Source organism: Streptomyces sp. NBC_00385, from assembly GCF_035917155.1.
Taxonomy (GTDB): Bacteria; Actinomycetota; Actinomycetes; order Streptomycetales; family Streptomycetaceae; genus Streptomyces; species Streptomyces poriferorum.
This window is the reverse complement of sequence record NZ_CP107951.1, coordinates 2399480-2417946: the sequence shown is the minus strand read 5'-3', so window position 1 is coordinate 2417946 and position 18467 is coordinate 2399480. Positions and strand designations below refer to the sequence as shown.

General features: G+C 70.4%; 13 protein-coding genes. 6 read left to right on the top strand and 7 right to left on the bottom strand.

The window, feature by feature from the left end:
* Positions 1–34 precede the first annotated feature (34 nt).
* The 3 genes from OG959_RS10365 to OG959_RS10355 all read right to left on the bottom strand — a co-directional run bounded on the left by OG959_RS10365 (position 35) and on the right by OG959_RS10355 (position 6248).
* The gene (locus tag OG959_RS10365; protein ID WP_326657875.1) at positions 35–2071 is read right to left on the bottom strand and encodes a M4 family metallopeptidase; all 2037 of its coding nucleotides are present in this window, start codon (positions 2069–2071) and stop codon (positions 35–37) included.
* A gap of 428 nt (positions 2072–2499) precedes the next feature.
* Positions 2500–4386, bottom strand: coding sequence for an ABC transporter ATP-binding protein (locus tag OG959_RS10360; RefSeq protein ID WP_326657874.1), 1887 nt, complete (start codon positions 4384–4386; stop codon positions 2500–2502).
* Positions 4383–6248: an ABC transporter ATP-binding protein gene (locus OG959_RS10355; RefSeq protein WP_326657873.1), complete on the bottom strand. Its 1866-nt coding sequence runs from the start codon at positions 6246–6248 to the stop codon at positions 4383–4385. The genes OG959_RS10360 and OG959_RS10355 overlap by 4 nt, the downstream gene beginning before the upstream one ends.
* Positions 6249–6425: 177 nt before the next feature.
* Between OG959_RS10355 and OG959_RS10350 the strand changes: the two genes are divergently transcribed.
* From OG959_RS10350 to OG959_RS10335, 4 genes are all read left to right on the top strand, one after another.
* On the top strand, positions 6426–7364 hold the full coding sequence (locus OG959_RS10350) for an ABC transporter ATP-binding protein (protein ID WP_326657872.1): 939 nt from the start codon (positions 6426–6428) through the stop codon (positions 7362–7364).
* A gap of 1 nt (position 7365) precedes the next feature.
* Positions 7366–8148: an ABC transporter permease gene (locus OG959_RS10345; RefSeq protein ID WP_326657871.1), complete on the top strand. Its 783-nt coding sequence runs from the start codon at positions 7366–7368 to the stop codon at positions 8146–8148.
* 45 nt (positions 8149–8193) lie between these two features.
* A complete protein-coding gene (locus tag OG959_RS10340) occupies positions 8194–9444 on the top strand; it encodes a sensor histidine kinase (RefSeq protein ID WP_326657870.1) in 1251 nt (416 codons plus the stop codon).
* 115 nt (positions 9445–9559) lie between these two features.
* Positions 9560–10210 carry a response regulator transcription factor gene (locus OG959_RS10335; protein ID WP_326657869.1) on the top strand — a complete coding sequence of 217 codons (651 nt, stop codon included), beginning with the start codon at positions 9560–9562 and terminating at the stop codon, positions 10208–10210.
* Positions 10211–10226: 16 nt separating this feature from the next.
* Here the strand turns inward: OG959_RS10335 and glgX are convergent, their stop codons facing one another.
* Positions 10227–12494, bottom strand: coding sequence for a glycogen debranching protein GlgX (gene glgX / locus OG959_RS10330; RefSeq protein ID WP_326657868.1), 2268 nt, complete (start codon positions 12492–12494; stop codon positions 10227–10229).
* Between the two features lie 154 nt (positions 12495–12648).
* On the opposite strand from glgX, the gene OG959_RS10325 reads away from it, so the two are divergent.
* Together OG959_RS10325 and OG959_RS10320 are read left to right on the top strand one after the other, a co-directional pair.
* The gene (locus tag OG959_RS10325) at positions 12649–13881 is read left to right on the top strand and encodes a L,D-transpeptidase (RefSeq protein ID WP_326657867.1); all 1233 of its coding nucleotides are present in this window, start codon (positions 12649–12651) and stop codon (positions 13879–13881) included.
* A gap of 270 nt (positions 13882–14151) precedes the next feature.
* Positions 14152–15405: a L,D-transpeptidase gene (locus tag OG959_RS10320; RefSeq protein WP_326657866.1), complete on the top strand. Its 1254-nt coding sequence runs from the start codon at positions 14152–14154 to the stop codon at positions 15403–15405.
* 136 nt (positions 15406–15541) lie between these two features.
* Here OG959_RS10320 and OG959_RS10315 read toward each other — a convergent pair whose 3' ends face one another.
* The 3 genes from OG959_RS10315 to OG959_RS10305 all read right to left on the bottom strand — a co-directional run bounded on the left by OG959_RS10315 (position 15542) and on the right by OG959_RS10305 (position 18409).
* Entirely contained in the window at positions 15542–16261 is a 720-nt protein-coding gene (locus OG959_RS10315; RefSeq protein ID WP_326657865.1) for a hypothetical protein, read from the bottom strand.
* Between the two features lie 637 nt (positions 16262–16898).
* Positions 16899–17564 (bottom strand): 4'-phosphopantetheinyl transferase family protein, encoded by a 666-nt coding sequence (locus tag OG959_RS10310; protein ID WP_326657864.1) that lies wholly within the window; start codon positions 17562–17564, stop codon positions 16899–16901.
* Complete coding sequence (locus OG959_RS10305) at positions 17561–18409, bottom strand: metallophosphoesterase family protein (RefSeq protein ID WP_326657863.1); 849 nt, start codon at positions 18407–18409, stop codon at positions 17561–17563. Before OG959_RS10305 ends, OG959_RS10310 begins: the two co-directional genes overlap by 4 nt.
* Between the last annotated feature and the right edge of the window lie 58 nt (positions 18410–18467).

Sequence of the window (18467 nt, the reverse complement as noted above, 5' to 3'; positions counted from 1 at the left end):
GTGCGTCAGATGCGGGTCAGGCGGCGGTACCGGTTCAGAAGGTCAGCTTGAAGCTGTTGATCTTGCCGGTGTCGCCCGAGTAGACGTCCTGGACCTTCAGCTTCCAGGTGCCGTTCGCCACCTCCGAGGAGGCGTTGACGGTGTACGTCGTCTTGACGTTGTCCACCGAGTCGCTCGACGAGGAGTTCTTCAGGCGGTAGGCGGTGCCGTCCGGGGCGACGAGGTCGATGACCAGGTCACCACGGTAGGTGTGGGTGATGTCCACGCCGACCTTGAGGGTGCTGGGGGCGTTGCCGGTGCGGCCGGTGACGGCGACCGAGCTGGTGACGGCCGCGCCGCGGTCGGGGATGGAGACGGCGGTGGCGTTCTCGAAGACCGTGCCGCCGGGGTCGGGGTCGGTACCGCCGGGACGGGCGCCGACGTTGATGCCGGCCCAGGCGTTGGCGACGGCGGTGTACTCGGCGCTGGTCGTGCCGTACAGCTCACCGGCCGCGGCGAGCGTGCCCGTGCGGGCGGCCGCGTAGTTGGTCGTGGAGGTGAACTTGGTGGTCAGCGCCTTGAACCAGATCAGCGCGGCCTTGTCGCGGCCGATGCCGGTCACGGGCAGGCCGTCGGAGGTCGGGGAGTCGTAGGAGACGCCGTTGATGGTCTTGGCGCCGCTTCCCTCCGAGAGGAGGTAGAAGAAGTGGTTGGCCGGGCCCGACGAGTAGTGCACGTCGACGTTTCCGATGCCCGAGTACCAGGCGTCCTTGGACGCGCCGTCCTTGCTGGGCTTGTCCTGGTAGCGCAGCGGGGTGCCGTCGCCGTTGATGTCGATCTTCTCACCGATGAGGTAGTCGCCCTTGTCGGTGGTGTTGTTCGCGTAGAACTCGACGGCGGTGGCGAAGATGTCGCTGGTCGCCTCGTTGAGGCCACCGGACTCACCGCTGTAGTTCAGGTCCGCGGTGTTGGAGGTGACGCCGTGCGTCATCTCGTGCGCGGCGACGTCCAGCGCGGTCAGCGGGGAGGCGTTGCCGCTGCCGTCGCCGTACGTCATGCAGAAGCAGCTGTCGTCCCAGAAGGCGTTGACGTAGTTGTTGCCGTAGTGGACGCGGGAGTACGCGCCGACGCCGTCGCCCTTGATGCCGTTGCGGCCGTGGACGTTCTTGTAGTAGTCCCACGTCTCGGCCGCGCCGTAGTGGGCGTCCGCCGCCGCGGTCTCCGCGTTCGAGGCGAGACCGTTGCCCCAGACGTCGTCGGAGCCGGAGAAGAGGGTGCCCGTGCCGGACGTGCCGTGGTTCAGGTTGTACGTCTTGTGGTTGCCGCGGGTGGTGTCGGTCAGCGTGTACGACGGGGCGGTGCCGAGCGTGACCTGCCCGCTGTACTCCGTGTTGCCGACGCCGTTCTCGATGGCCTGCCACTCGTAGAGCTTCGCTCCGGAGGTGGCATCGGTGATGACGTGGAGGGCGTTCGGGGTGCCGTCCTCCTGGAGTCCGCCGACCACGGTCTCGTAGGCGAGCTGCGGTGTGCCCGACGCCATCCAGACGACCTTGCGGGGCGCCTTGTCGGCCGCGGTCTTCGACGAGCCGTCCGCCTTGGCCAGGCCGACGGCCTGCTTCTCGGCGGTCGCGGGGGCCACGTCCGCGGTCAGGTCGACGGCCTTGAGCTGCGCCGAGGTGGTCCTGGACGCCTTGGTGACGCTCTTGGTCGCGCCGGCCTTCGACTCCTGGACGACCAGGTCGCCGCCGAGGACGGGGAGCCCGCCGAAGGTGCGCTCGTAACGGGTGTGCGTGGTGCCGTCGTTGTCCTGGATGACGTCCTTGACGACGAGCTTCTCCTGCGAGCCGAGCCCGAGCTTCCTGGCCGCGGCCGAGGTGCCGGCGCTCGCTTCGCGGATCAGCTCGGCCCGCTGCGAGGGCGAGAGCTGCTTGGCCAGTGCGCCGGGATTGGGCTGTGAGGCCGAGGGGGCGGCCTGTGCTCCGCCGCCCGGTGTGGCGGTGGCGGTGCCGGTCTGGACTCCTACGGCGAGGAGGGCTGCTGCGGCTATCAGAGCGCCGGTCGCGGTGGTACGACGGCTGAGCGTGGATCTCACGCGGACTCCTTCTGCGAGGGGGGTACCGGCGGCTGGGTGAGCCGTCCGGGCAGAGCAAGCAGTGCGCAGAACGGGGTGAACAGTGTCAGCAGATGGCGTTCTCTGTCAGGACCGCGTCAACAAGTTGGCCGGAATTCGTCCGTTGCCGGAATGGTCATGTTCGTTAAGCGGACGTTTCGCCGATCATCGCCGCGATGTCATCCGGGGCCCCGGAAGCCCAAATGTGAAGAGGGCGTCGAGGTAGGGGCCGAAGGTGACGTGTTCGAAAAGTGTGTGAAGAACAGGGAAGTGACCACCTGGCGAGACGGCCGGCAACTGTGGCTCGTTCCGCGCCTTCGGGCCCGCTGCCGGGCCGCCCGCAGCCGCCGGAACGGCCGGCCCCACTGACCGGGCGCTCCGGCCGCCCGGCCCGGTCCGCGGGAGGCGCCCTACGCCAGGCTCTCCCGCCACGCCCGGTGCAGTCCGGCGAACCGGCCCGTGCCGCCGATCAGTTCGGCCGGGGCGCCGTCCTCCACGATGCGGCCGTGCTCCATCACCAGGACCCGGTCCGCGATCTCCACGGTCGACAGCCGGTGGGCGATGACCACCGCGGTGCGGCCGTGCAGCACGGTGTCCATCGCCCGCTGCACCGCCCGCTCGCCCGGGATGTCCAGGGAGCTCGTCGCCTCGTCGAGGATCAGGACCGCCGGATTGGCGAGCAGGGCGCGGGCGAACGCGACCAACTGGCGCTGACCTGCCGAGATCCGGCCGCCCCGCTTGCGTACGTCCGTGTCGTAGCCGTCGGGCAGACCGGCGATGAAGTCATGGGCGCCGATCGCCTTGGCGGCCTGCTCGATCTCCGCACGGGTCGCGTCCGGGCTGCCGATCGCGATGTTCTCCGCGACCGTGCCGGAGAACAGGAAGGCCTCCTGGGTCACCATCACCACCCCGCGCCGCAGCTCGGGGGTGGCGAGGTCCCGCAGATCGGTGCCGTCCAGCAGCACCCGTCCCTCGGTCGGGTCGTAGAAGCGGGCCAGCAGCTTGGCCAGCGTCGACTTGCCCGCGCCCGTCGAGCCGACCACGGCGACCGTCTGGCCCGCCGGAACGGTCAGATCGAAGCGCGGCAGCACCTCACCACCCGTGCGGTAGGCGAAACGCACCCCGTCGAAGACCACTTCGCGGCCCGGGTGCTCGTCCACCGACGCCGGCAGCTCCCGAGGCTCCAGGGACTCGGGGACGGTGGGCGTCTGGGCCAGCAGTCCCGCGATCTTGTCCAGCGAAGCCGCCGCCGACTGGTAGGAGTTGAGGAACATGCTGAGCCGGTCGATCGGATCGTAGAGCCGTCGCAGGTACAGGACCATCGCGGCCAGCACACCGAGGGCGAGGGATCCGGAGGCGACGCGATAGGCGCCCCACAGTACGATTCCGGCCACGGCGGTGTTGGCCACCAGCCGGGACCCGACGACATAGCGCGCGTTCTCCAGCATCGCGTCGCCGTTCGTGCGCCGGTGCTCGTGGTTCAGCTTCCGGAAGACCTCGTCGTTGACCGGCTCCCGGCGGAACGCCTGGACGGGCCGGATCCCGTTCATCGTCTCCGCGAACTTCACGATCACCGCCGCGATCGCCGTCGACCGCGACGCGAAGATCACCGCGGCCCGGCGCTGATAGAGCCGCACCAGCAGGTACAGCGGCACGAAGGACAGGACGGCGACGGCACCCGTGCCGAAGTCGAGCCAGAGCAGCATCAGGGAGATGGAGACGAAGGAGAGGACGACACCGATCAGCTCCTGAAGGCCCTCGCTGAGCAGCTCCCGCAGCGACTCCACATCGGTGGTGGAACGGGAGATCAGCCGTCCCGAGGTGTACCGCTCGTGGAAGTCCACGCTCAGCGCCTGCGCATGGCGGAAGATCCGGCCCCGCAGATCGAGCAGCACGTCCTGGTTGACCCGCGCGGAGGCCTTGATGAAGGCGTACTGCATGGCGCCGGCACCGGCCGAGCAGAGCGCGTAGCCGAGGGCCACCGCGATCAGCGGCCCGTAGTCCTCGTCCCGGAACGCGGGCACCCCGCTGTCGATGGCGTACGCCACCAGCAACGGCCCCGCCTGCACCGCGGCCTGCTGGATCAGCAGGAACAGCGCGGCGACCACGACCCGGCCCCGCAGCGGCCGCAGCAGCGACACGAGCAGCGCGCGGGTCGCGCCGCGCGGAGTGGGCAGGTCGTCGCGGTCGAAGGGGTCCCCGGCGCGCGCGGCAGGTGCGACGGCCACCGCCTCCGGAGGCCCGCTCTCCTCGCTGTCGCCCGGCTCCGTGGGACGTCCGGTCGTGGTGCTCGTCATCGGGTGCTGCTCTCCTCGGCAGGGGCGTGGGCGCCCGGAAGGTCATCGGCCGTCGGGCCCGAAGGGGAGGTGTCAGCGGTTCCGCCCCCCGTGACACCCGCGCCGGACATCAGCCAGGCGTACTCGGCGTTGGTGCGCAGGAGTTCCTGATGGGTGCCGACCGCGCTGATCCGGCCCTCCGTCAGCAGCGCCACCCGGTCGGCGAGCATCACGGTGGACGGCCGGTGCGCGACCACGATCGCCGTGGTCTCCTCCAGCACGCGCCGCAGCGCCGCCTCGACCAGCGTCTCCGTGTGCACGTCCAGCGCGGAGAGCGGGTCGTCCAGTACCAGGAACCGCGGCCGGCCGACGACGGCCCTCGCCAGTGCGAGACGCTGGCGCTGGCCGCCGGAGAGGCTGAGGCCCTGCTCGCCGACCTGGGTGTCGACGCCGTGCGGCAGATCGTGGACGAAGTCGGCCTGTGCGACCGACAGGGCCCGCCGCAACTCCTCCTCGCCCCCGCCGCCGGCGCCCATCAGCACGTTCTCCCCGACGCTCGCCGAGAACAGCGTCGGCTCCTCGAACGCCACCGACACCAGCTCGCGCAGTCGCTCACGCGGCATGGCGGTGATGTCCTCGCCGTCCAGCGTGATCCGACCCGACGTGGCGTCGTGCAGCCGCGGAACGAGCGCGGTGAGTGTGGTCTTGCCGGACCCGGTGGCCCCGACCAGGGCCATCGTCTCGCCCGGCCGGATCCGCAGATCGATCCGCTTCAGGACGGGGACGGAATCCTCCTCCGCGTCCGGGTAGCGGAACCCGACCCCCTCGAAGACCATGCCGCCGGCCTCGGGCCGGTCATCGGGGGCAGCGCTCCCGGACACCGAGGTGTCCTCCTCCGCCACGTCCATGACCTCGAAGAACCGCTCCGTCGCCGTCGCCGACTCCTGGCTCATCGCGAGCAGGAAGCCGATCGACTCGACGGGCCACCGCAGCGCCAGCGCCGTGGAGAGGAAGGCGACCAGGGTGCCCGCCGACAGGCCCCCGTCCGCGACCTGGATCGTGCCGAGCACCAGCGCGGCCCCGATCGCGAGTTCGGGGATCGTCGTGATGAGCGCCCAGATGCCCGCGAGCAGCCGTGCCTTGCCGAGCTCCGTGGTGCGCAGCCGCTCGGAGAGCGCCCGGAAGGCGAGCGCCTGGCTGCGGTGGCGGCCGAAGCCCTTGATGATGCGGATGCCGAGCACGCTCTCCTCGACCACCGTCGTCAGGTCGCCCACCTGGTCCTGGGCCCTGCGCGCCACCACCGAGTACGTGGTCTCGAAGACGGAGCAGACGATCACCAGAGGCACGACAGGGGCGAGCAGCACCAGTCCGAGCGTCCACTCCTGGAACAGCAGGATCACGAAACCGACCAGGATCGTGGTGGTGTTGACCAGCAGAAAGGTCAGCGGAAAGACCAGGAACATCCGCAGCAGCATCAGATCCGTGGTGCCGCGCGACAGCAGCTGCCCCGAGGACCACCGGTCGTGGAAGGCCACCGGAAGCCGCTGCAGATGCCGGTAGAGGTCCGCCCGCATCGACGCCTCGACACCGGCCAGCGGACGCGCCACCATCCATCGCCGTACCCCGAACAGGACCGCTTCGGTGATCCCCAGCAGCAGCAGGAACAGCGCGCCGAGCCAGACACCGCCCGGGTCCTGGTGGGCGACCGGACCGTCGACGATCCACTTCAGTACGAGCGGGATCACCAGACCGAGACACGAGGCGACGATCGCGATCAGGGCGGCACCGAACAGACGGGTCCGTACCGGCTTCACATACGGCCACAGCCGCAGCAGGGACTGCGCGGCGGACCGGTCCTTGGGTGCTACATGTTCTTCGGGCATCAGGGGCGAGCCTACGGTTCACCACTGACATCGCTCATGTGGTTTTCCTCGTCCGGCCGAGGCGAGACGGAGCATGACCGAGGACGGTCGTAGTGCGGCATCAACCGATCGGCGGATGCCGGTTCGAGCGCGATGGCGGATGCCGCGGAGGGCCCTGCGCCCGCGATGCTCGCAGGCATGGCAATCATCGAGGTGAACGGGGTGCGCAAGACCTACGCGGGCCGCCCCGTGGTCGACGGGGTGAGTTTCTCCGTGGACGAGGGGGAGATCTTCGGGATTCTCGGCCCCAACGGTGCGGGCAAGACCACCACCGTCGAATGCGTCGAGGGGCTACGGGTCCCCGACGCCGGTACGGTCCGGGTCGCCGGTCTCGACCCCGCCGCCGACCACGACCGCGTGACCCTGCTGCTGGGAGCGCAGCTCCAGGAGAGCGAACTCCAGCCGAAGATCACGGTGGGCGAGGCACTGGAGCTGTACAGCGCGTTCTACCCGCAGCCCGCCGACTGGCGCCCGCTCGCCGAACGGCTCGGGCTGCACACCACGCTCACCACCCGGTTCGGCCGGCTCTCCGGCGGTCAGAAACAACGCCTGTCCATCGCACTGGCCCTCGTCGGCAACCCCCGGGTCGTGGTCCTCGACGAGCTGACCACCGGTCTGGACCCGCGCGCACGGCGCGACACCTGGCAGCTGATCGAAGAGGTACGGGACAGCGGGGTCACGGTGGTGCTGGTCACCCACTTCATGGAGGAGGCCCAGCGCCTCTGCGACCGGATCGCCGTGATCGACCGGGGCAGACTCGCCGCCCTCGACACCCCGTCCGGACTGATCGCCGGGGCAGGCAGCTCCACAGCCATCTCCTTCACCCCCTCCGAGCCGCTCCCCGACGCCGAACTGGCCGGACTGCCCGGTGCGAGCTCGTGCGAGATCAGGAACGGACGGATCGTCATCAACGGCACCGACGAGACCGTCAACGCCGTCATCTCGCTGCTGGCCCGGCTCCGGATCACCGCGCGGCAGCTCCGCGTCGCCGAAGCCACCCTCGACGACGCCTTCCTCGACCTGACCGAACACCCCGGCCCCGCGGACGAGCGCGGACTGACAGAACAGGCAGCCTGAGATGGTCACGGCGAACACCGTCCCCGCGCCCCGCACCGCCCTCTCGCGCGCCTCGCTCGCGGTCCTGAGGTCCGAGGCCCGGCTCTTCCTCCGCGAGCCCGGCAGCCTGTTCTGGATCCTCGCCTTCCCGACCCTGCTCATGACGATCCTCGGCCTGATCCCGTCCTTCCGCGAGCACGACGACGCGCTCGGCGGGCGCCGCGTCATCGACCTGTACGTACCCGTGGCCGTACTGCTCGCCATGATCATGGCCGGTCTGCAGGCGATGCCGCCCGTACTCACCGGCTACCGCGAACGCGGGATCCTGCGCCGCATGTCCACCACCCCCGTACGGCCCACCGCGGTGCTCGGCGCGCAGATCGTCCTGCACGGCGCCGCCGCGCTCGGCTCCACCCTGCTCGTGATGGCCGTCGGCCGGATCGCCTTCGGAGTACGGCTGCCGGGACAGCCGTTCGGCTATCTGCTCGGGCTGCTGGCGGCCGTCGCCTGCGTGCTGGCGCTGGGCGCGCTGGTCTGCGCCGTCTCGCGCACCACCAAGATCGCGGCCGCCGTCGGCTCGGTCGTCTTCTTCGTGATGATGTTCACCGCGGGTGTCTGGGTGCCGGTGCAGACCATGCCCGACACGCTCCGCCGCATCGTCCAGGTCACCCCGCTCGGCGCGGCCTCCCAGGTGCTGGACCGCGCGGCCACCGGCGCCTGGCCGAGCTGGGCGTATCTCGGGGTGGTGGCGCTGTGGACCGTACTGGCTGCGGCGGCCGCGATCCGCACGTTCCGCTGGGAGTAGGCGTTACGGGAGACTCCACCCATGGACGCGGGGGAGAGGAAGGCCATGAGCGGTGTGACGACGGCCGAGCAGTGGTGGGAGCGGTTCTTCCGGCACGGGCCCTACGGTCTGCTCGGCCTGGCCACCGTGGTCTCCGCCGTGACCAGCGGGCTCATCATGTCCCGCACGGACGTGTACGCCGCCGCGGTGCTGCTCCCGGCCGCGCTCGCCCTGCAGTTCCTGTGGAGCCGGGTCGCGGCCGAGCAGGGATCACGCGCCGCCCGGGCCTACTTCGTCGTCCGAACCCTGCTGGCCTTCGGGCTGACCTGGTGCAACCCGTTCTTCTCGATCTACGCCGTGCTCGGCTACTTCGACGCCGGCCGGCTGCTGCCGCCACGGGGCATGCGGGCCGGGCTGCTGGCCACCGCCGTCATCATGGCGGGGTCGCAGTCCGGCAGCGGCCTGCCGCCCCTCACCCTCATGAACTGGGTCGTCTTCGCCATCGTGCTGGCCGTGCACGTGAGCCTCACCATGGTCTTCGCCCAGATCGGGAACCGGGAGGCCGAGCAGGCGCGTACCCGGACCGACACCATCACCGCGCTGGAGTCGGCCAACGCCCGGCTCGAACAGGCCCTGGCGGAGAACGCCGGGCTGCACGCCCAACTCCTCGTCCAGGCACGTGAGGCCGGGGTGGCCGACGAACGGAGCCGGCTGGCCGCCGAGATCCACGACACCATCGCCCAGGGACTCACCGGCATCATCGCCCAGCTCCAGGCAGTGACCTCCACGGCGGAGACCGACCCCGCGCTGGCCGGTGAGCACCTCGCCCGGGCCGCCGCACTCGCCCGGCACAGCCTCGGCGAGGCGCGCCGCTCCGTGCACAACCTCGTCCCGTCGGCGCTGGTCCACGACGACCTGCCCGCCGCCCTGGAGAAGACGGTCACCACCTGGTCGGAACGGACCGGGGTCCGGGCCGAGTTCACCGTCACGGGCACCGCCGAGCCCCTGCACGACGAGGTCGGCGCCACCCTGCTGCGCATCGCGGAGGAGGCCCTCGCCAACGCGGCCCGGCACGCCGGGGCGTCCCGGGCCGGCATCACCCTGTCCTACATGGGCGACGAGATATCGCTGGACGTACGGGACGACGGCCGCGGCTTCGACCCGGCCACGCTGCCGCCGTACCGGGGCGCCGGCGGATTCGGGCTCGGCGGCATGCGGGCCCGCGCCGAACGCATCGCGGGCACGGTCGAGCTGGAGACCGGCCCCGGCCTCGGCACCGCGGTCTGCGCCCGGGTCCCGGTCGTCCGGCAGGACTGAGGGCCGTCCCTCAGGGCCACTCGTTCGGATCATGCCGGGCTCGCGGGGTCCGGTACCCGGCCTGATCCCAACGAAAGGACCTGGGGCCCTTCTCGGCGAAGTACGGTGGGCCGCTATGGACCGGGAACCCGCACGCGTCATCACGTTGATCGTCGTCGACGACCACCCCGTCGTACGGGACGGACTGCGCGGCATGTTCGAGTCCGCTGCGGAGTTCCGGGTGCTGGGTGAGGCGGCCGACGGTGTCGAGGGCGTCGACATGGCCGTCCGGCTCGACCCCGACGTCGTGCTGATGGACCTGCGGATGCCGGGCGGCGGCGGAGTAGCGGCGATCACCGAACTGACCCGTCGCGGCGCCCGTTCCAGGGTCCTGGTCCTCACCACGTACGACACCGACTCCGACACCCTGCCCGCGATCGAGGCGGGCGCCACCGGCTATCTGCTCAAGGACGCGCCCCGCGACGAGCTCTTCACCGCCGTCCGCGCCGCCGCCGACGGGCGCACCGTCCTGTCGCCCGCCGTCGCCTCCCGGCTGATCTCACGGGTGCGCACCCCGGTCGCGCCCGGCCACGAGGCGCTGTCCGCGCGCGAGCGCGAGGTGCTCCGGCTCGTCGCCCGGGGCACGTCGAACCGCGAGATCGCCGCCGAACTGTTCATCAGCGAGGCGACCGTGAAGACCCACCTCACCCATGTCTTCGCCAAACTGGGCGCCAAGGACCGGGCCGCCGCGGTCGCGGTCGCGTACGAACGCGGCATCCTCGGCTGACCGCTCTCCGCCGCGCCTACGACCTCACCCGCAGCAGCAGCACGGACCTCGCCGGCACGGTGAAGGGCGCGCCGCCCTCGTGGACCGTGCCCGGTGCGGCGGACTGGTCCTCCCGGGAGGTGTCCAGGACCAGTTCGTACGCGTCCGCCCACGGCGGTCCCGGCAGCAGGAAGTCCGCGGGCCGGTCCCCGGCGTGCAGGACCGCGAGGAAGCTGTCGTCGGTCACCTGCTCGCCCCGGGCGTCCCGGCCCGGGATGTCACGGCCGGAGAGGTAGAGGCCGACCGTGGCGGCCGGTGCGTACCAGTCCTCCTCCGTCATCTCCGCGCCCTGCCGGGTGAACCACGCCAGGTCCCGCAGTCCGTCGGGTGCCTGGGCCCGGCCGGAGAAGAACGCCCGGCGCCGCAGCACCGGATGGGTGTGGCGCAGCGCGAGGACCCGGGCCGTCAGCTCGGTCAGCTCGCGCCACTGCGGCTGTTCCAGCAGAGACCAGTCCACCCAGCCGATCTCGTTGTCCTGGCAGTAGGCGTTGTTGTTGCCGCCCTGGGTGCGGCCCATCTCGTCGCCCGCGACGAGCATCGGCACGCCCGTCGACAGCAGCAGCGTGGTGAGGAGGTTGCGCAGCTGGCGGCGGCGCAGCGCGTTGACACCGGCGTCGTCGGTCTCGCCCTCTGCGCCGCAGTTCCAGGACCGGTTGTCCGAGGTGCCGTCCCGGTTGCCCTCACCGTTGGCCTCGTTGTGCTTGTGCTCGTAGCTCACCAGGTCGCGCAGGGTGAACCCGTCGTGCGCGGTGACGAAGTTGACGGAGGCGTACGGCCGCCGGCCGCCCCAGGCGTAGAGGTCGCTCGACCCGGTCAGCCGGTAGCCGAGATCGCGTACGTCCGGGAGAGCGCCGCGCCAGAAGTCCCGTACGGCGTCCCGGTACCGGTCGTTCCACTCGGTCCACAGCGGGGGGAACGCCCCCACCTGGTATCCGCCGTTGCCGACGTCCCAGGGTTCGGCGATCAGCTTCACCCGGCGCAGCACCGGGTCCTGGGCGATCACCGCGAGGAAGGGGGACAGCATGTCGACGTCGTGCATCGAACGGGCCAGCGCCGCGGCCAGGTCGAAGCGGAAGCCGTCGACGCCCATCTCCGTCACCCAGTACCGCAGCGAGTCGGTGATCAGCCGCAGCACGTTCGGCTGCACCACGTGCAGGGTGTTGCCGCAGCCCGTGTAGTCCGCGTATCTGCGGGCGTCGGCCTGGAGCCGGTAGTAGCCCCGGTTGTCGATGCCGCGCAGCGACAGCATCGGGCCCAGTTCGCCCGCCTCGGCCGTGTGGTTGTAGACGACGTCGAGGATCACCTCGATGCCCGCGTCGTGCAGGGCGCGCACCATCCGCTTGAACTCGCCGACCTGTTCGCCCGCCGTGCCGCTCGCGGAGTACGCGGCGTGCGGGGCGAAGTAGCCGATCGAGTTGTAGCCCCAGTAATTGCGCAGCCCGCGCCGCAGCAGGTGGTCCTCGTGGGCGAACTGGTGCACCGGCAGCAGTTCCACGGCCGTCACCCCGAGGCGCCGCAGGTGGCCGATGGCCGCCGGGTGCGCGAGACCCGCGTAGGTGCCGCGCAGTTCCTGGGGGATACCGGGGTGGCGGGCGGTGAAGCCGCGGACGTGCAGTTCGTAGATGACGGATTCGGCCCAGGGCGTCTTGGGGCGGCGGTCCTCGGCCCAGTCGTCGTCGTCATGGACGACCACTCCTTTGGGAACGTACGGAGCGGAGTCCCGTTCGTCGCGCACGGTGTCGGCGACATGCTGCTGGGGCCAGTCCCTCACATGGCCGTACACCTCGGCCGGAAGGGTGAAATCGCCGTCGACGGCCCGTGCGTACGGATCGAGGAGCAGCTTCGCCGCGTTCCACCGGGCGCCCGTCCACGGGTCCCAGCGGCCGTGCACCCGGTAGCCGTAGCGCCGGCCGGGGCGCACGCCGGGCACGAAGCCGTGCCAGATCTCGTGGGTCAGCTCGGTCAGCGGGAGGCGGGTCTCGGTGCCGTCCTCGTCGAAGAGGCAGAGGTCGACGGCCTCCGCCCCGCCGGCCCAGAGGGCGAAGTTGGTGCCCGCGACCCCGTCGGGGCCCACACGGAAGCGGGCTCCCAGGGGGGTCGGGGCCCCCGGCCACACCGCGGGCGCCCGCGGTGCGGGGCCGGTGGCCCGGCCGGATCCGGTGGCGGGCGCACGCTCCACCGCTGCCGTCCCGGACGGCCCCGTGGCCGTCCTCGGCACTGCCTCCTGCTCGGCTGCGCTCGACACCTGCTCGCCTCCCGCGGCTCATGGGACCGGCACCGGAAATAGGGGTGTGCGGCGTCCCGGCCGCGGCTCCCCGAGTGTGGTCGTCCCCTCTGTTCTGCCCACGAGGGGGCCCGCACTCACGTTTCCCCCGGACCGCCCCCGTCGTTGGGGGGACGTGAACCACGTAGCGAAGAAGGCAGGGGCGAGCCCGGCGACCGTGAAGGCCCGGTCGGGACTGCTCGCCGTACTGGCCGTACTGGCTGTCCTGACGGGCTGCTCGGGTACGGATTCGATCATCGGCGGGAAGTCCCGCTCGCCGCAGGAAGCCATCCGGATCACCCCGCGGGACGGGGCCGAGGACGTCGCGCCCGACACCCGGGTCGAGGTGAAGGTGCCCGACGGGCGGCTGGAGAACGTCGAGGTGACCCGGATCGAGGACGCGCAGCAGCAGGAGGTGCGGGGCCTGATCGCCGAGGACGGCCTCTCCTGGTCCCCGCAGGGGGTGTCCGCCCGGCTCGGGCTCGCCGCCAAGTACAGCGTCGACGTGGTGGCCGTGGACGGTGCGGGGCACCGCTCGGCCCGCCACACCACCTTCACCACGGAGGTCCCCGAGCACCGCTTCATCGGGTACTTCAAACCGGAGAACCGGTCGACGGTCGGCACCGGCATGATCGTCTCCTTCGCGTTCAACCGTCCCGTCACCCGTCGCGCGGCCGTGCAGCGGGCCATCCGGGTGACGGCCGATCCGGCGGTCGAGATCGCGGGGCACTGGTTCGGCGACAAGCGTCTGGACTTCCGCCCGGCCGCGTACTGGCAGCCGGGCACCGAGGTGACCGTCGAGATGGGGCTGCGCGATGTCGAGGGGGCGCCGGGGGTGTACGGCAGCCAGCGCAAGACGGTCCGGTTCACCATCGGCCGGGAGCAGGTGTCCCGGGTGGACTCGGCCGCGCACACGATGGAGGTGCGCCGGGACGGGCAGCTCGTCTCCACCGTCCCGATCACCGCAGGCTCCCCGACGACGACCACGTACAACGGGAAGATGGTGGTCAGTGAGATGCACGAGGTGACACGGATGGACGGGCGGACCGTCGGCTTCGGCGGCGAGTACGACATCAAGGACGTCCCGCACGCCATCAGACTCACCGAGTCCGGCACCTTCCTGCACGGCAACTACTGGTCCGACGACGACATCTTCGGCTCGACGAACGTCAGCCACGGCTGCATCGGGCTGCGCGACGTGCAGGGCGGCAGCGGTTCCACCCCGGCCGGCTGGTTCTTCGACCGGACGCTGATCGGGGACGTCGTCGAGGTCGTCAACTCCAAGGACAAGAAGGTCGCTCCGGACAACGGTCTGGGCGGCTGGAACCTGGACTGGAAGCGCTGGAACGCGGGTTCCGCACTCCGCTGACACCTGGAGGCGCCCCCTCCGTCCCCCCTCGACGGCGCGGCCACTTCGGCCGCGCCGTCCGGCGTACCGGCCCCATGGCGGCGGCAGTACCCCCGACCAGGCGAAGTCCCGGGACGAGTTGGGACTGAACGGTGACATTCCGGGGGAGATCTGCCCCCAGTCGGTGTGATTATCTTTCGCTGAGCGCGCGTGTGCAGCGTGCGGGGGTGGGAGCCTGCGGGCTCCCTGGGGCCTTGGCGGGACCAGGCCGTGTGAGGGGAGACGACCACATTGAACGGGCAGCCGATATCGGGGGCATCGGCCGGGGCGGACAGCAGGCGGCGGGGGCGTGGGTCCACGGGTCTGCCGGCTCTGGTACTGGGTGCGCTGCTGTTGCTGGTGACGGCGTGCGGCGGGGGAGACACCGACGGCGGGAGCAAGGGCGGCAAGGCGGCCGGGGCGGGGACCGGGGACACCACGGCCTCGCAGGCCGTCGTGAACATCGTGCCGAAGGACGGGGCCGACTCCGTCGCCACGAGCGGGGCGCTGAAGATCTCGGCCCAGCAGGGGAAGCTGGCCACGGTCAAGGTCTCCGACCCGAAGGGGGCCGAGGTCGAGGGGAAGATCGCGGCCGACGGTACGAGCTGGGAGCCGGACCGTCACCTGGCATCGGCGACGAAGTACAAGGTCCACGCGGTCGCCAAGGACGCGAAGGGCCGTGAGTCGGCGAAGGACACCAGCTTCACCACGCTGGTTCCGAAGAACACCTTCATCGGCCAGTACACCCCGGAGGACGGTTCCACGGTCGGCGTCGGCATGCCGGTCTCGATCCACTTCACCCGGGGCATCACCGACCCGGAGTCGGTCGAGAAGGCCATCGAGGTGACGGCCGAACCCGCCGTCGAGATCGAGGGCCACTGGTTCGGCAACGACCGTCTGGACTTCCGTCCCGAGGACTACTGGGCCGCGGGCACCAAGGTGACCGTGAAGCTCAACCTCGACGGTGTCGAGGGACGTCCGGGGGTCTACGGCAAGCAGGCCAAGACGGTCTCGTTCACCGTCGGCCGCCGGCAGGTCAGCACCGTCGACGCGGAGTCGCACCGGATGAAGGTCGTCCGCGACGGCAGGCAGATCAAGGACATCCCGATCTCGGCGGGTGCCCCGGCCACCACCACGTACAACGGCCAGATGGTCATCAGCGAGAAGCTCCGGGTGACCCGGATGAACGGTGACACCGTGGGCTTCGGCGGCGAGTACGACATCAAGGACGTGCCGCACGCGATGCGCCTGTCCACGTCGGGCACGTTCATCCACGGCAACTACTGGGGCGGATCGGGCATCTTCGGCACGACCAACACCAGCCATGGCTGTGTCGGTCTGCAGGACGCGCGCGGTGCCGGTGACCCGAGCACTCCGGCTGCCTGGTTCTTCAACAGCTCCCTCATCGGGGACGTCGTGGTCGTCAAGAACTCCCACGACAGCACGATCCAGCCGGACAACGGTCTCAACGGCTGGAACATGAGCTGGTCGGAGTGGACCAAGTAGGGCCCGCCACCGGGCACGAACGCGGCGTCGGCTCCCAGCACCTCGGTGAGGTGCTGGGAGCCGACGCCGTTCTGCGCAAGGGGAAGTAAAGCGGCATTCCGGCAGATACTCGATACGTGCGTAACCGTCCGGTTCGTTACGTGGGTGATGTTCCGGGCTCTGCGGAGGGCGACGGCCCTTCCGTGGCGCGGGAATTATTCGGTGAGGCGGAAAAGTTTTCCGCCAGGCCTGCCGGGTCCACCGGAAAAGGGTCGTCGACGAGGCCCGCCCGGGTCAGGACAACACCGGCTTGGAAACGGCTGATGGCGCCCTGTTCATCCATGATTTCCGCTATATGCCGACGGCAGGTGCGGACCGATATGCCGAGTCGGCGAGCCACCATTTCGTCCTTGTGGCCCATCGCCATAAGGCGCACTATCGACTTCTTGAGGGCGTCGATCGTGTGGGGGGTGTCCTTTGCGTCGGGAATGAGCGGGCATGCGGTGTTCCACAGGTTCTCGAAAGCGGCACAGGCGAACGCCACCATCGCCGGGTCCCGCACCGCGACCGCCGCCGTCATGCCGGCCTCCCCCGAGGAGGCCGGTGAGTGGGGCAGGACGAGGGTTTCGCGGTCGAAGGCGACGAGCGGATCGATCAGTTCGGCGCTGGTCCTGACCTCGGCCCCGTGCTGGGTCAGCTCCCGGATCAGAGCGCGTGTGACCAGGTCGCCGCGTACGGCGTGCTGGTAGATCAGCCGGGCCCGCACTCCGCGGCCCAGCAGGTCCAGGGCGATGGTCCGGGCGGCCGGGAACGCGTGACAGGGGCGGGCGCCGCTCGGCAGCACGAGGAGGAGTTCCCGCTCGCAGCGGCTGCTCATCCCGCTGACCAGTGTGTGAAAGGCCGTGACGCCCGCGGGGCCGCCTGCCGTGGAGGGAGGAGGGTCCACCGGGGCCGGCCGTCTCTCGCCGCGGTCGAACGGTGGCCCGCCGCCACGGATGCGTTGCGACGGTGCGCCGTGGTCCAGTGGTGTGCGTTCCCCGACCGAGTGGGACCCTCTGGCTGCCGGCATTCGCTGCTCCCCCTTGCGCCCGCAGGTCGTTCGGGCGTCAACTATAAGGTATCCGGATTTCGTGAAAAGAAATGGAGTGCAAATCCACTCACGAGTGATCCGAGAGTACGGCCAAGCAGTGGAGAGAGGGAATACGCAAAGTTTCGCAACGGGTGGCGGAAATTAACACAAGGGTGCTCGGTGGGGGTGGCCCGGTAGTGCTGGGTCAGGGAATTGTCTCCCTCGTCCAGGATTTCCGGTAAGTTATTCCGATTTGGTTCGGTCGATCATGAGCGTAACTGAGTGGGTTGCCCATCGAACAACATTTACTCAATAAATGCGTTTCATTTACTTTCCCTTTACTTGCGTTCAGATCGTGACACCGTTTGGGCACGCCGCATGAAGGGAACGCGGAACAATTCCGGCGCGCGCCCGCACCGGGCGGCCCGTGGACGGGCGGGCTGCTTCAGCCCGGCAGGACGATCGCGGTCAGGACGAAGCCGTGCCCCACGGTCCAGCGCCCCGAGAACGTGGTGTGGCGGTGCCCGGCCACATCGGGTCCGGGCACCAGGAGTCGCGCCGAGAACGTGCCCTCCCCGGGGTCGAAGTCGAGCTCCGCCTCCGTGAAGTCGAGCTCGCGCCGGGTCAGCGGGTACCAGGTCTTGAACACCGACTCCTTGGCGCTGAACAGCAGCCGGTCCCAGTGCACGTCCGGGCGTTGCCGGGAGAGTCCGGCGAGCCACGCCCTCTCGCGCGGCAGGGAGACGACCTCCAGGATGCCGTCGGGCAGGGGCAGGTTCGGTTCCGCGTCGATACCCAGTGACACGGCGACCTCGGTGCGGGCGACCGCCGCCGCACGGAAGCCGGTGCAGTGGGTCATGCTGCCGGTCACGCCGGCCGGCCAGTCGATGGCGCCCCGCTTCCCCGGCACCAGGGGTACCGGGGACATTCCGAGCTTGTCCAGAGCGCGGCGTGCGCACAGCCGGACGGTGGTGAACTCGGCGCGGCGCTGCGGCACCGAACGGGCGATCACCGCCGTCTCCGCCGGGAAGAGCCCGCGGCCGTCCGCGGGCGACAGATCGCCGAACACGCTCACGGCTGCCACGTCCGGGGGCAGCACTGCGTCGATCATGCCGTGTGCTCCGATGCGGGGCCGGGCAGGATCTGACGCAGCGGCGAGCGGGGCGGCCGGGAACGCCACTCCCTCGGGTACCCGATCGACACCTCTTCGAAGCGGACGCCGTCGTGCCAGGTGACCCGCGGGATATGGAGGTGGCCGTAGACGACGGCGGCCGCCCGGAAGCGCAGGTGCCAGTCCGCGGTCAGCTCCGTGCCGCACCACTGTGCGAACTCGGGATACGTCAGGACCCGTGTGGGGTCCCGCACCAGCGGATAGTGGTTGACCAGGACCGTGCGGTGCCGCGGGTCGACGGCCGCGAGCCGTTCCTCGGTGAGAGCGACCCGGGCCCGGCACCAGGCGTCACGCGACGGGTACGGGTCGGGGTGGAGCAGGTACTCGTCGGTGCACACCACCCCTGCCTCGTGGGCAACGCGCAGGGACTCCTCCTTCGTGTGGGTCCCGGGAGCGCGGAAGGAGTAGTCGTACAGGACGAACAACGGGGCGACGGTGACGGGCTCCTCGCCGCCGTGCCAGACCGGGTACGGATCCTCCGGGGACAACACGCCCAGTTCCCGGCACAGTTCGACCAGGGACTCGTAGCGTTCCGCGCCGCGCAGAGTGACAGGGTCGGCGGGATGGGTCCACAGCTCGTGGTTGCCGGGAGCCCAGACGACCTGGCGGAATCGCTCCGAGAGGAGTTTCAACGCCCAGGCGATGTCCTCGAACTTCTCGCCCACATCCCCTGCGACGAGCAGCCAGTCGTCGTCGGACTCCGGCCGGATCGACTCGGTGATGCGCCGGTTCTCCTTGTGGGCGACGTGCTGGTCGCTGAGCGCGAACAGCTTTCCGGGGGTCACGGAGGGCAGTCCTTCCATCGCGTTGAAGCCGGCTGATCGGACCGGCTCGGCTGATCGG